This is a genomic window from Acinetobacter sp. TUM15071 (assembly GCF_008980925.1).
In the GTDB taxonomy this organism is placed as follows: domain Bacteria; phylum Pseudomonadota; class Gammaproteobacteria; order Pseudomonadales; family Moraxellaceae; genus Acinetobacter; species Acinetobacter dispersus.
On sequence record NZ_BKGB01000012.1, the window covers coordinates 1 to 13,610 of the forward strand.

At 39.5% G+C, this 13,610-nt stretch carries 12 protein-coding genes; 10 read left to right on the top strand and 2 right to left on the bottom strand.

Features of this window, described 5'->3' with window-relative positions; genetic code table 11:
* Positions 1–54 precede the first annotated feature (54 nt).
* Positions 55–387, bottom strand: a complete 333-nt coding sequence (locus GBI66_RS12250) for a hypothetical protein (RefSeq protein ID WP_151716286.1) — start codon at positions 385–387, stop codon at positions 55–57.
* 582 nt (positions 388–969) lie between these two features.
* Between GBI66_RS12250 and GBI66_RS12255 the strand changes: the two genes are divergently transcribed.
* Positions 970–1,560: a uracil-DNA glycosylase family protein gene (locus GBI66_RS12255; RefSeq protein WP_151716287.1), complete on the top strand. Its 591-nt coding sequence runs from the start codon at positions 970–972 to the stop codon at positions 1,558–1,560.
* Positions 1,561–1,580: 20 nt separating this feature from the next.
* Entirely contained in the window at positions 1,581–2,204 is a 624-nt protein-coding gene (locus GBI66_RS12260) for a bifunctional 2-polyprenyl-6-hydroxyphenol methylase/3-demethylubiquinol 3-O-methyltransferase UbiG (RefSeq protein WP_151716288.1), read from the top strand.
* Positions 2,205–2,240: 36 nt separating this feature from the next.
* Here the strand turns inward: GBI66_RS12260 and GBI66_RS12265 are convergent, their stop codons facing one another.
* Positions 2,241–3,749: a phospholipase D family protein gene (locus tag GBI66_RS12265; protein WP_151716289.1), complete on the bottom strand. Its 1,509-nt coding sequence runs from the start codon at positions 3,747–3,749 to the stop codon at positions 2,241–2,243.
* 296 nt (positions 3,750–4,045) lie between these two features.
* Here GBI66_RS12265 and GBI66_RS12270 point away from each other — a divergent pair, with 296 nt between their 5' ends.
* The 8 genes from GBI66_RS12270 to GBI66_RS12305 all read left to right on the top strand — a co-directional run bounded on the left by GBI66_RS12270 (position 4,046) and on the right by GBI66_RS12305 (position 13,608).
* A complete protein-coding gene (locus tag GBI66_RS12270; RefSeq protein WP_004806866.1) occupies positions 4,046–4,321 on the top strand; it encodes a metal/formaldehyde-sensitive transcriptional repressor in 276 nt (91 codons plus the stop codon).
* 20 nt (positions 4,322–4,341) lie between these two features.
* Positions 4,342–5,451, top strand: coding sequence for an S-(hydroxymethyl)glutathione dehydrogenase/class III alcohol dehydrogenase (locus GBI66_RS12275; protein ID WP_032859012.1), 1,110 nt, complete (start codon positions 4,342–4,344; stop codon positions 5,449–5,451).
* Between the two features lie 59 nt (positions 5,452–5,510).
* Positions 5,511–5,867 carry a winged helix-turn-helix domain-containing protein gene (locus GBI66_RS12280; protein WP_005188250.1) on the top strand — a complete coding sequence of 119 codons (357 nt, stop codon included), beginning with the start codon at positions 5,511–5,513 and terminating at the stop codon, positions 5,865–5,867.
* Positions 5,868–6,117: 250 nt separating this feature from the next.
* Entirely contained in the window at positions 6,118–7,947 is a 1,830-nt protein-coding gene (atzF, locus tag GBI66_RS12285) for an allophanate hydrolase (RefSeq protein WP_151716290.1), read from the top strand.
* 19 nt (positions 7,948–7,966) lie between these two features.
* Entirely contained in the window at positions 7,967–11,572 is a 3,606-nt protein-coding gene (gene uca / locus GBI66_RS12290) for an urea carboxylase (RefSeq protein WP_151716291.1), read from the top strand.
* Positions 11,573–11,578: 6 nt separating this feature from the next.
* Positions 11,579–12,283, top strand: a complete 705-nt coding sequence (locus tag GBI66_RS12295) for a GntR family transcriptional regulator (RefSeq protein ID WP_151716292.1) — start codon at positions 11,579–11,581, stop codon at positions 12,281–12,283.
* Between the two features lie 53 nt (positions 12,284–12,336).
* Complete coding sequence (locus tag GBI66_RS12300) at positions 12,337–12,567, top strand: hypothetical protein (protein WP_004806879.1); 231 nt, start codon at positions 12,337–12,339, stop codon at positions 12,565–12,567.
* A gap of 162 nt (positions 12,568–12,729) precedes the next feature.
* Positions 12,730–13,608, top strand: coding sequence for an AraC family transcriptional regulator (locus GBI66_RS12305; RefSeq protein ID WP_151716293.1), 879 nt, complete (start codon positions 12,730–12,732; stop codon positions 13,606–13,608).
* Positions 13,609–13,610 lie beyond the last annotated feature (2 nt).

The window sequence follows — 13,610 nt, forward strand, 5'->3', positions numbered from 1 at the left end:
TATCATTTTTAATAAGCCAATTTAAAAAAATTATTTTATGTGAGTTCAATACTCCTAAGAAATTGCCCGTAGCAAGTTGTTTGAATTTGATTTCTTTTGCAGTTTTTTGCAAAGATAAATTTTTTTTAAATAATCAGTATCAATATTATTATCAGGGTAGTGAACGATACCACCTAGAACAAAATTTTTGAACTCAGCATTTGTACCATTGTTAGTTAAATATAAGCTTCTAATATTATTGGTCTCATCATAATAAAAATTATACTTTTCATCTGTGCCATAAAGTGGATCACCAAATATATTTTGTAATCCATGACGTCTAAAATCTTCAGCATCAAGCTTTATTTTTGAAAAAGATGAACCTTCTTGTAACTCTGTTGACTCCACAATCCCCACCTTGAGAAAAAACTGATTTTTAGAATTATCCTTATTAGTATTAAGGGAAAGAAAAATAAAGTCTATAGTTGTTCACACTTGATGCAAAGGAAAAATTTATAGAGATATAGTCATTCTACATCAGATAAGATGAGCAGATTTTTAAAGATTAAATACAATGCAAAATCTGAATCCTGAATTTCACTCCGAAAATAGGAGTTGAACAAAAAAGACTGTTGTTAATCATATTTAATCAAGGTTGAATGTTATACATGCGTTATACAAGCATGTTAGGTGTTGAGTAAGCTTGTATAAAATCAATAGCTTAAAATTGTTGTTAGACTCCCGCAATCGAAGCTGAACAAGTACCCCCAAAACCGCTTTAAAAAGCGGTTTTGCTATGACTTGGAAGCAAATTTTCATTTAATCTACTGCTGTCAGATCAGCAAATTCAAATCTCATTCCAATAAAAGATATTGTTAAAATTTTGTTAAGGTGAAATTTTAATCAACAAAAGAACCAAGCAAAACACTAGAAGATTCTATAAAATAAACGAAACTTTTCGCTTAATTTAAAAATTGGCTCTTTATATAAATGACTGATATAGAAATAGAAACACATCCATTGCAACCCTTTTTACCTGCGACTGCAAAGCTGCTGATGCTTGGCAGTTTTCCACCGCCACAAAACCGCTGGAAAATGGATTTCTACTATCCAAACCTTCAAAATGATATGTGGAGAATTTTCGGCCTGATTTTCTTTAAAGATAAAGATTACTTTTTAGATTTGCCCAATAAAAACTTTAAAGAGCAACTGATCCGTGAGTTCTTAACTCAAATTGGTGTAGGAATCTTTGACACGGCCTATCAAGTGAAACGTTTGCAAGGTAATGCTTCTGATAAATTTTTAGAAATTGTCACGCCGACAGATTTATCCAAATTACTTGAACAAATTCCACTGTGTCATACCATCATGACGACAGGGGATAAGGCCACAGATACGCTGATGCAGCATTTTCCAGAACAAGCCATTAAGCCTATGATTGGACAATCTGTACAGGTAAATTATGCTGATCGAGAGCTGAATCTATACCGATTACCATCGTCATCGCGAGCATATCCATTAGCACTAGAAAAGAAAGCAGAAGCCTACAAACAATTTTTTGAACAAATTGGTTTAGTCTAATTATAAAATGAGGGAAATAAATGCAGGATGTCGCAAGCCCAATTGATTTAAGAAATTTCGCTGATGCTTTGGAATGGCAAGAAACCGCGAATATAAAAAGGCCATGGCGCAAGGACTTCTTTGAGTATTATGCCAATCTCATTAGACAGCATCTTTCTGAACAATATCAGGTACTAGAACTCGGTTCTGGGCCAGGTTTTTTAGCTCAATATTTGCTCTCGCAACTTGCTAATATTGAATATACTGCTTTTGATTTTTCAGCGGCGATGCATCAGCTGGCACAAGAAAAACTCAATACCGCTGAAAGAGCACGTGCAACCTATTTGGTTGGAAGTTTTAAAGAGGCTAATTGGCAGAGTACATTTTCTCAGAAGTATGATTTTATTATTATCCATCAAGCATTACATGAGCTTCGACATAAATGCTATGCAACAGATTTCCATAAAATCGTAAAAACTTTATTGAAACCCAAAGGCTATTATTTAGTCTGTGATCATTTGTGCGCAGCACATGCGATGCAAAATGATCAGCTTTATATGACCAAACAAGAGCATTTTGATGCACTCAAACAGGCATTTTTTACACAGATTAAGATACCGTTAGAGATAGAAGGGCTGTGTTTATTTGAAATGAATATGAATTAAGTCGTTATAGCGAGTCTATATCAACTCGCTATAGGTTTACATCATCCATTCAACAGGAAAATAAGACACAAAGTGCATGGTAAAACGCTGAAATCTGGTACTTTCAGGGTCATGATGATGTTCAACTACTTCACCATTTTCTTTATGCTCATACCAAACAATATTGCCATTTTGATCTAATTTGAGCTGATAAGCCACTTGTAATAAATGCTGATCAAGCATGGCGGTGATCTGGTCTTGTAAATGATCAGATTCAACCACTAAACCAACTTCTGTATTTAGATGAGCAGAGCGCGGGTCAAAGTTAAACGATCCAATAAAAACTTTTCCATCGACATCAAAAAATTTGGCATGCAAACTTGAACGGTTTTTGCCTTTTACAGGAATCACGCTACCTGTCGCAATTTCATACCAAGTCCGTTTTTTACGTTCAATATTCGGTTTAAACTCATAGAGTTGCACGCCACTTTGTAAAAGTGGTTTACGGTATTGGCTATAAAAAGAATGTACCACGGCGACATCATTCGCCACTAAGCTATTGGTCAAGACACGGACTTGAATACCATCTTTGGTGAGTTGATTGAGGTAGGTGGTTCCTTGTTTAGTTGGTACGAAATAAGCGGAGACCAACTCCATATGTTGTTCTGGTTTACCCATAATTTTCAGAACTTGAGCATATAAAAGTTCCTGATCTTTGGCTTGTCCTAAGGCCTTATTCGGATGATCTGCGACAAAATGCGCTTTTGCCCATTGGATCGGATAGTTTTGTAGACGTAATTTTAAATAATCTTGAGCGGCTTCGAGTTTATCTTCGGTGGGTGTATCAACCTGATCTAAGGCTTTATAAGTATTTCTTAAACTTTCCAGTTGTTGAGGTGTACCAGAACCCATTAATTGTTCTGTTGAATAACTGAGCTTATCTGACCAGAATTCATCGAAAACCTGTTCCGCGCGATCGATGGCTTTACCGTAGAACAAAATGTCCATATCGCTAAATTGAAACTGGTCGCTGGCATCAAAATATTCACTACTGATATTACGCCCACCCGTCACTGCGATTGAATGATCGGCAATAGTGAGCTTATTGTGCATACGATGATTAATCTGTTTCAGTCTAAAAACATAATCAATAAAGCGTAAGTGCCTAAACTTATAAGGATTGAAAATACGGATTTCAAAATTTGGATGCTGGGCGAGGGCTTTTAAGGTTTTATCTAGTTTTATGCCATTCTGATCATCAATCAATAAACGGACTTTTACCCCGCGATCAGCAGCTTTGAGCAACTCATTCAGCATCATGTTGCCAATGGCATCGTCATTCCAAATATAATATTGTAAATCCAGTTGATGCTTGGCATTTCGAATTAAATGAATACGAGAGGCAATACTTAAGAAGGCATCATCCAATGCTAAAAATGCAGTTAAACCTTTTTCAATATTAAGATCGGCTTGTGGATCATTCATCCACTTTGTTTTCGTATGCAAGGAGTTACTCCGATCATGGTTCTGGTTGGGTGGCAAAGAACAACCACCAATTCCTAACATGATAACAAGTGTCATTATCTTAAAATGGTATGAATTGTTTATCATTTTATTGATCAAGCGTGTGGATCCAACAGTAATGTATAGATGATTGATTTTCTTATATATCTAAATGTTTGTTTGTTCCAAGGGTGAAATGTAATTATAAATATAATCAATAAGTTATCATTTTAATAATTTAATTTTATATGTAAATAAGTTCCAATGAGTACAGCCTAATAGAATCTAGATCAATAAATATTGAGCTTAAGTACTATACTGGTGTATAGTATATTTTTAGATTTAATGTGGTCGACATTATGCCTAAACAATTAGAGGATAAAAAAAAGATTCTCACACGTGTAAAACGAATCCAAGGCCAAGTTCAGAGTGTGGAACGTGCTTTGGAAAGTGACACAGAATGTGCTGATATCTTGCAGCAAATCTGTGCAGTTCGTGGTGCATTAAATGGTTTGATGACGGAACTTCTCGAAATTCATTTAAAAGATACACTGGTTGTCGGTGAATCTTCTGAGTTGCAACGCAGTCAAGAGCTTATTCAAGTCAGTAAAATTCTTAAATCTTATTTAAAGTAAAATTCAGGAGTGTCATTGTGATTAAATCTCGTGCAGCCGTTGCTTTTGCCGCTGGCGAACCATTACAAATCGTAGAGCTTGATGTTGAACCACCTAAAGCGGGTGAAGTCCTCATTAAAATTACCCATACTGGTGTGTGCCATACTGATGCCTTCACTTTGTCAGGTGATGATCCTGAAGGTGTTTTCCCCGCAGTGCTAGGCCATGAAGGTGCAGGGGTTGTGGTGCAGGTTGGTGAAGGCGTGACCAGTGTTGCAGTCGGTGACCATGTGATTCCGTTGTATACCGCTGAGTGTAAAGAATGCTTATTCTGTAAATCGGGCAAAACCAATTTATGCGTTGCTGTTCGCGCAACTCAAGGTAAAGGTGTGATGCCAGATGGCACAACACGTTTTTCTTATAATGGACAACCGATTTATCACTATATGGGTTGTTCAACCTTTAGTGAATACACCGTTGTTGCAGAAGTGTCTCTAGCAAAAATTAACCCTGAAGCCAATCACGAACAAGTGTGTTTACTCGGTTGTGGTGTAACCACAGGGATTGGTGCAGTACAGAACACTGCGAAAGTACAGGAAGGTGACAGTGTTGCTGTGTTTGGTTTAGGTGGTATTGGTCTTGCAGTTGTACAAGGCGCACGTCAAGCCAAAGCTGGACGTATTATTGTCATTGATACCAATCCAGATAAATTTGAACTGGCAAAACAGTTTGGCGCAACAGATTTCCTTAATCCAAAAGATTATGAGCAACCTATTCAGCAAGTCATTGTTGAAATGACAGGTTGGGGCGTTGACCATTCTTTTGAATGTATTGGCAATACCAATGTGATGCGTTCGGCACTGGAATGTGCACATCGTGGCTGGGGACAATCGGTTATTATTGGGGTTGCAGGTGCAGGTCAAGAAATCTCAACACGTCCATTCCAGTTGGTGACAGGACGTAAATGGATGGGAACTGCTTTTGGTGGTGTAAAAGGCCGTAGCCAATTACCGAAAATGGTAGAAGATGCAATGAAAGGTGAAATTGAGTTAGCGCCATTCGTAACACATACTATGCCGTTGGACGATATTAATCATGCCTTTGACTTAATGCATGAAGGTAAGTCGATTCGTACTGTGATTCATTTCTAATTTAAAAATGATAGGATTTGATGGTGTGAAATACATCATCAAATCTTGGGTAATATGCAATGTCAAAAGCACAATTAAAGCTACATGTGCGAATCTTATCTGATGAGCAGATTGCTTTTGGTCCAGGTAAAGCTGAGCTACTTGAAGCAATCTATCGTACAGGCTCAATTTCTCAAGCAGCAAAGTCTATGGACATGAGTTATCGCCGTGCTTGGCAACTGGTTGATACCATGAATCAATGCTTTCATTCCAATCTGGTCGATACCCAAACAGGCGGAACGCATGGTGGTGGTGCAGTGGTAACCGAATTGGGGCAAGTGGTGCTCAAGAAATTTAGAGCAATGGAGCAGCAAGCAATTCAGGCTGTTGCAACTGAGTTTGAAGATTTAGCCAATTATCTAAAAGTAAATAAATAATCTTATAAATATAAATAATTTAAACAGTATTTCATCATCTTTGTTTTGATTCTTTCTTTCTCAATAAAAATTTGCTGAGTTATAGCGCATACATATTCTTGTCGGATCTTTTTAGCACCATCAATAAACCATTCAAACCGCATAAAACTTTAATAAATTTATTAAGCTATTAATTTATATATTAAAAAAATTATTGGCACACTTTCTGCTTTTATCTATTCAAACTTGTATACAAGATAGGATTCATAAAGTGAGCGAAATAAAAACTTTAGGCTGGACAATTTCTGAATGGCAAACGGCGTACTTAAAGCAAGAAATTCAACTCGATATTTTGAAGGAGTTAGTTTCTGCACTTGATCCTAAGGACGTTGCTTGGATTTCTCTTGCGAGTGCAGATTTAGTTGAGCAACAAATCCAATCTTTAAAGCAACTGACTCAAGATGCTGAAAATCTGCAAAAACAATTTCCTCTCTATGGTGTGCCATTTGCAGTCAAAGACAATATTGATGTGGCTGATTTTGTTACCACAGCAGCATGTAAGGCATTAAATACTGTTGCAACACAAGATGCTGAAACTGTTCGTTTACTTAAACAAGCCGGCGCGATTGTCGTTGGTAAAACCAATCTTGATCAATTTGCCACAGGTTTGGTTGGCACACGTTCACCATTTGGGGCAGTACCGAATAGTTTTAAACCTGAATATGTCAGTGGTGGTTCAAGTTCAGGTTCTGCCAGTGTGGTAGCAAGAGGTTTAGTTCCATTTTCTTTAGGAACTGATACCGCTGGGTCAGGACGTGTGCCAGCAGCATTTAATAATATTGTCGGTTTAAAGCCAACCAAAGGCCGCTTTTCTAATCGTGGTCTATTACCCGCAGTAAAGAGTATTGATTGTATTTCAATCTTCGCTCTCACAGTGACTGATGCTGAATTGGTTGCCGCTCAAGTCGAAGCTTATGACGCTTTAGATAGCTATTCACGTCAACATCCAAAAAATGTACCTGCTCGTTTTTCCAGCAAATTGAAATTTGCGATTCCGAATAAATTAAATTTCTTTGGTGATGAATCGGCCGAAAAAGCCTTTCAACACACCATTCAATTACTGGAAAGTTTAAATGCGGAAATCACTCGCATTGACTTTTCTGCTTTTGAGCAACTTGCAGCACAGCTTTATCAAGGCCCTTGGGTCGCAGAGCGTACCGCTGCGGCTGCTGATCTACTCAAAACCAATGCTGCTGATTTTGATCCGACCGTTTTAGAGATTATTCAACAAGGTGAAAAGTATTCAGCCGTCGATGCCTACAACGCTGAATATCTAAAACAGGATTTAACCCGAAAAATTCAAGACAGCTTGGCTGAGTTTGATGCCTTGATCGTGCCAACTTCACCAACGATTTATACCATTGAGCAAATGCAACAACACCCAATTGGATATAACGCGCATTTTGGCACTTATACCAATTTCACCAACCTCGCTGATTTAAGTGCCTTGGCATTACCCGCAGGCTTTAGAGCAGACAACTTACCTTTTGGTATCACTTTAATTGCACCTGCTTGGCACGATGCAGCTTTAGTCCATTTTGGTAAAGCATGGCAGAACTATTTAGCACTGAAATTGGGTGCTTTAGATAAGACATTAGCTGTAGCAAGTGCACCGACTTTGGTGTCACCTCATCATATTCGTGTCGCGGTTGTCGGTGCGCATTTAACTGGAATGCCACTGAATTTTCAACTCACCACACGCGGTGCGGTTCATGTTGAAACCACCAAAACTTCTCAGGATTATGCGCTTTATGCCTTAAATGGCACGGTTCCGCCAAAACCTGGTTTGGCTCGCCAGCAAGATGGACAAAGCATCATTGTCGAGCTTTGGGATGTACCAACAGCACGCTTCGGTGAGTTTGTAGCAGAAATTCCAACGCCATTGGGTATGGGCAATGTCGAACTAGAGGATGGTCGTTGGGTTAAAGGCTTTATTTGTGAACCTTATGGCTTAGGCGATGCAGAGAATATCAGCCATTTTGGCGGTTGGAGAGCGTATATCCAACATCGCAATAACCAAGTAGCAAATGCAGCGAATTAATTTTCAGGGGGAAATCATCATGTTTAAGACCGTACTTATTGCAAACCGTGGTGAAATTGCTGTTAGAGCAATTCGAACACTGAAAAAATTAGGCATTACCAGTGTCGCGGTTTATTCGGACAGCGACCGTTATGCTCAGCATGTGCAGGATGCAGATGTTGCAATTGCACTGGATGGTTTAAAGCCAGCAGATACTTATTTGAGTATCGAAAAACTGATTCAAGCTGCTAAACAGACTAGGGCAGAAGCAATTTTTCCGGGCTATGGTTTCCTGTCTGAGAGTGCAGATTTTTCTCGTGCATGTGAAGAAAATAATATTGCCTTTATGGGACCAACTGCAGAACAGATTCTGGAATTTGGTCTAAAACACCGTGCACGTGAACTTGCCGCAGCCGCCCATGTACCAATGACCCCTGGTACAGGTTTGTTGGACAGTTTAGAGGAAGCATTGACTGCGGCTGAACGTATTGGTTATCCAATCATGCTCAAAAGCACCGCCGGTGGTGGTGGTATTGGCCTGACCCGTTGCGACACCCCACAAGCACTGGCCGATGCTTATGAAAGCGTGAAACGCCTAGGTGAGCAGTTCTTTAAAGATGCAGGTATTTTTATTGAATGCTTTATTGATAAAGCACGTCATGTCGAAGTACAGATTTTTGGTGATGGTAAAGGTCAAGTGGTTGCGTTTGGAGAGCGTGATTGTTCATTGCAACGTCGTAACCAAAAAGTGGTTGAAGAAACACCTGCAGCGAACTTACCTGAAGCAACCCGTAAAAAGTTACATCAAGCTGCTGTAGAACTGGGGCGCTCTGTCAATTATCGCAGCGCAGGAACGGTTGAGTTTATTTATGATGCCAAGCGGGATGAGTTTTATTTCCTTGAAGTGAATACTCGTTTACAGGTGGAGCATCCCGTAACGGAAATGGTCACTGGTCTCGACTTGATTGAGTGTATGCTCAAAGTGGCGGCTGGCGATGCATTGGATTGGGACTATCTCAGCAATATCCAACCCCAAGGGGCTGCAATTGAAGTCCGAGTCTATGCCGAAGATCCTGTGAAAAATTTCCAGCCAAGCCCGGGCGTGCTCACTGAAGTTTCATTTCCAGAAGGTATCCGTGTTGATACTTGGGTGAAAACAGGTACCGAAATTTCCCAGTATTTTGATCCAATGATTGCCAAGATTATTGTGCATGCGGAGGATCGAGCCACTGCGATTGAAAAACTAAAAGTGGTTTTGGCTGAAACCCGTTTAAATGGCATCAGCACCAACTTGGATTATGCACGTGCGATTGTTTCTGACCAACGTTTTGAATCCATGCAAATCTGGACACGTATGCTTGATGATTTTGACTATTCACCAAAAGTCATTGAAGTGATTCAAGCAGGTACATTGAGTTCAATTCAAGATTATCCTGGGCGTACAGGCTATTGGGATATTGGTGTACCACCATCTGGCCCTATGGATGATTATGCATTCCAACTGGCCAATCGTATTGTCGGCAATGATGCCAAAGCAGCGGGTTTTGAATTTACCTTGGTTGGGCCAACATTAAAATTTCATGCAGATACCACCATTGCACTGACGGGTGCAAGCTGTACTGCTGTGTTGGACGATCAACTGATTGCTTTTTGGCAACCGATTAAGGTCAAAGCAGGTCAAATTTTAAAAGTTGGTCAAGTGGCTTCTGGTTGCCGTACTTATTTAGCCGTGCGTGATGGACTGGATGTACCCTTGTATTTAGGTAGCCGTTCAACCTTTGCACTAGGTAATTTTGGTGGTCATGCAGGACGTACTTTGCGCGTTGGCGATATGATCAAAATGGTTGATTCAAGCTTGGCAAATGCTGAATTACCATTGGCAATTGACACACCACAAGCCTTATCGACAGATTTAATCCCTGAATATAGTAATGAATGGGAAATCGCAGTGCTATATGGGCCACACGGCGCGCCTGATTTCTTTAAACCTGAATATGTGGAAGAGTTCTTTGCCTCTGAGTGGACGGTTCACTTTAACTCAAACCGGTTAGGGGTCAGACTTTCAGGTCCGACACCGAGCTGGGCCAGAGAGAATGGCGGGGAGGCAGGCCTACATCCATCCAATGTGCATGACTGTGAATATGCCATTGGTGCGATCAACTTTACAGGTGATTTCCCTGTGATTTTGGCAAAAGATGGCCCAAGTTTAGGTGGCTTCGTGTGTCCAGTAACCATTGCCAAAGCTGAACTGTGGAAAGTAGGTCAACTGAAAGCCGATGACAAAATCCGTTTTTACCCAATCACAGCGGAACAAGCCAATGCATTAGAACGGAAACAAATCGACAATATCCAGAACTTTGCCGCTGCTGCCAAAGTCGTTGAAACGATTGAACCAGCTCAAGACGTGTTTACCACCATTTTGGCTCAACGTGAACCAACTGATTTATCGCCAAAAACTGTGTATCGCCAAGCAGGTGATAGCTATATCTTACTCGAATATGGTGAAAATGTTTTAGATTTGGCGCTTCGTCTGCGTGTGCATCAACTCATTCAAATGATCCGTGATGCCAATCTTGCAGGTGTTTTGGAACTGTCACCGGGCGTACGTTCACTACAAATCAAATATGATGGTCTGGTGATTCCTCAAGCTGAGCTCATTCATCAATTGCTTAAACTTGAAGATGAAATGGGCGATTTAAGCCAGCTTAAGATTCCATCGCGTATTGTACATTTGCCAATGGCGTTTGAGGACAGTGCGACTTTAGGTGCAGTGGAGCGTTATCAGGAAAGTGTATGTGCTAAAGCGCCGTGGTTGCCGAATAATGTTGATTTTATCCAACGAATTAATGGGCTTGCACATCGAGATGAAGTCAAAGACATTATTTTCGACGCCAATTATTTAGTACTCGGTTTGGGCGATGTCTATCTAACAGCGCCATGTGCGGTGCCGATTGATCCACGTCACCGTTTACTCAGCTCTAAGTACAATCCTGCACGTACTTTTACTGCGGAAGGTACTGTTGGTATTGGTGGGATGTACATGTGTATTTATGGCATGGATTCACCCGGTGGTTATCAGCTGATTGGGCGAACGTTGCCAATTTGGAACAAGTTTAAAAAGAACAAGCAATTTGGTGATAAACAATGGTTCTTGCAATTCTTTGACCAGATTAAATATTTCCCTGTGACTGAAGCTGAATTGAATGAATGGCGTGCTGATTTTGAAAATGGTCGTGCCCAAATTCAGATTGAAGAAACTGAGTTTGACTATGCAGATTATGTGCAGTTCTTGGACAATGAAGCGGAAAGCATCGCGGCATTTAAAGACAAGCAACAACAGGCCTTTAGCACTGAGGTGAGCCGTTGGAAAGAAGAGTTTGCTGCACAACCTGAGCAGCAAGTGGAGCAAACCAATCATGTTGATTACAGCCATCTTTCATCTTTAAATGCTTCAATGACAGGAAATATCTGGAAGATCTTTGTGGAACATGGTCAAGAGATCAAAAAAGGTGAAACTGTTGCTATTATTGAAGCCATGAAAATGGAATTACCTGTCTATGCGGAAGAGGATGGTATTGTTAAAGCCATTATTTGCCGGGCAGGGCAAACCGTACACAGTGGCGAACCATTGGTATATATGGAATAGGGTTTCATGAAAGAAGCGAACATCAACATAAAAAGTACAACCAAAGGCTCAGACAATCTGTCTGAGCTAGTTTACCAACGTATCAAGAATGATATTTTTGATTTCAAATTGATGCCAGGTGAACGCTTTACTGAGTCCGAAGTTGCCAAAGCCTATGATGTGAGTCGGACCCCAATCCGACAAGCCTTGTATCGCTTGCAACAAGAGGGCTATGTTGATGTGAGCTTTCGGAGCGGTTGGCAGATTCGACCGCTTAACTTTCGTTACTATGAAGAACTTTATGATGTACGTATTGTTTTGGAAAAAGATTCGATTCGTAAACTCTGTCAAATTGATCATCATAACTCAGTTGAGTTGTCAGTGTTAAAAGACCTTTGGTTGGTACAACCTTCTGAGTATTTAAAAGACATTAAACAACTTTCTCAGCAGGATGAGGATTTTCATTGTGCTTTGGTCCGAGCTTCAGGCAATAATGAAATGGCGAGGATTCATCGGGATTTAAGTGAGCGCATTCGGATTATTCGCCGTTTGGATTTTTCTAAAGATTATCGGATTGAAGCAACTTATCAAGAACATCAAAAAATCTTGGGTTTTATTTTCGATCGACACACTGAACAAGCGATCAATGCGATTGAAGCGCATATTATGCAAAGTCGTGATGAAGTGAAAAAGATTACCTTACAGATGTTGGATTCGAGTCAGTTTTATTAAAGATAATTATCAGCTAGATTGGTTGAATAGTTTAAATTCATTGTGGAATAAAGATGGTTAGAAATGAGTTAATTTATTGTATTAAACAATTTATAGATAAAAAGGATATATCTAAAAAGAATGCTAATAATATAGAATTTCTACTTGAAAATCTGGAGTTAAAACGAGAGTTAGTAGATAACATTATTCTAATGTTAGCCTCCTATGCTCCTAGTGGAGGAGAATATATGTATAACGAAGATCAGGTCGCCCATGAATTAAAAAAATTATTAAAAAATTTATAAATATTTCAATTAGTGTTGAGAACTAAATTTTAGTAGTTATAGACAATGAAATGCGTTTCATCAAAAACTCTCTTTTCCATGCCTAATTCTGCATAAAACTAACAGTTTTTATCTGTTTGCTATTTAATAATAAAAATCACATTTCCAATCATCAGATGACACATGATGAATGACCAAACACTGATCAATTTATTTCTAAAACTGGTACATAAAGAAGGTTTTTTTGCTACCTCGATTGATGGCATTACCTTGATGCGTGTTGACCACAACACACCACCGATTGCGGTGTTGCAGGAACCAACCCTCGTGTTTGTTTTGCAAGGTCAAAAACGTGGCTATATTGGTACCGAAACTTATTCATTCAAGCAAGACGAATGCCTAATTGTCTCAGTTTCGATGCCCTTTGACTGTGACACCATAGCCAGTCCAGAAACACCGATGATTGCGATCAGCATGAAATTGGAAGCGGATATGGTGAATGAGCTACTGGCTAAAACTTATTTTGAAAATTACCAGTTTAAGCCACTCACCACAGGAATGAGTGTGATCCAATATAACCAAACGATATCGAATGTCCTTATCCGTTTATTAAATACCTTGACGTCTCAACAGGATGTATTGATCTTGGGAGATCAAATTAAACGTGAGTTGCTCTATCGCGTTATTCAACATTCAGGTGCTGATGCCTTAACAGGCTTGGTCGCTCAGGGCAATCTCAGACCGATTTATAAAATTTGTGAATATATTCAACATCATTTTACCGAGAAATTAACAGTTGAAATGCTGGCAGAGCAAGCCAATATGAGTACTTCTGCATTTCATAAAGCCTTTAAACAAGTCACACAATATTCACCATTGCAATATTTAAAAGTGGTTCGGTTGCATAAGGCAAAACAATTGTTGCAAAACGCAGACCAAAGTGTGGCTCAAGCGGCTTATGCTGTTGGATATCAGAGCTCTTCTCAATTTAGCCGAGAATTTAAAAAGCAGTTTGGTTTTCCACCGAAACATGCTGAATTTAATACTGAAACGGAGTCATGATC

Excerpts from the sequence above, each read along its gene's own strand:
- GBI66_RS12255 (WP_151716287.1), top strand. The coding sequence starts at position 970 with ATGACTGATATAGAAATAGAAACACATCCATTGCAACCCTTTTTACCT.
- GBI66_RS12260 (WP_151716288.1), top strand. The coding sequence starts at position 1,581 with ATGCAGGATGTCGCAAGCCCAATTGATTTAAGAAATTTCGCTGATGCT.
- GBI66_RS12265 (WP_151716289.1), bottom strand. The coding sequence starts at position 3,749 with ATGTTAGGAATTGGTGGTTGTTCTTTGCCACCCAACCAGAACCATGAT.
- GBI66_RS12270 (WP_004806866.1), top strand. The coding sequence starts at position 4,046 with ATGCCTAAACAATTAGAGGATAAAAAAAAGATTCTCACACGTGTAAAA.
- GBI66_RS12280 (WP_005188250.1), top strand. The coding sequence starts at position 5,511 with ATGTCAAAAGCACAATTAAAGCTACATGTGCGAATCTTATCTGATGAG.
- uca (WP_151716291.1), top strand. The coding sequence starts at position 7,967 with ATGTTTAAGACCGTACTTATTGCAAACCGTGGTGAAATTGCTGTTAGA.
- GBI66_RS12295 (WP_151716292.1), top strand. The coding sequence starts at position 11,579 with ATGAAAGAAGCGAACATCAACATAAAAAGTACAACCAAAGGCTCAGAC.
- GBI66_RS12300 (WP_004806879.1), top strand. The coding sequence starts at position 12,337 with ATGGTTAGAAATGAGTTAATTTATTGTATTAAACAATTTATAGATAAA.
- GBI66_RS12305 (WP_151716293.1), top strand. The coding sequence starts at position 12,730 with ATGATGAATGACCAAACACTGATCAATTTATTTCTAAAACTGGTACAT.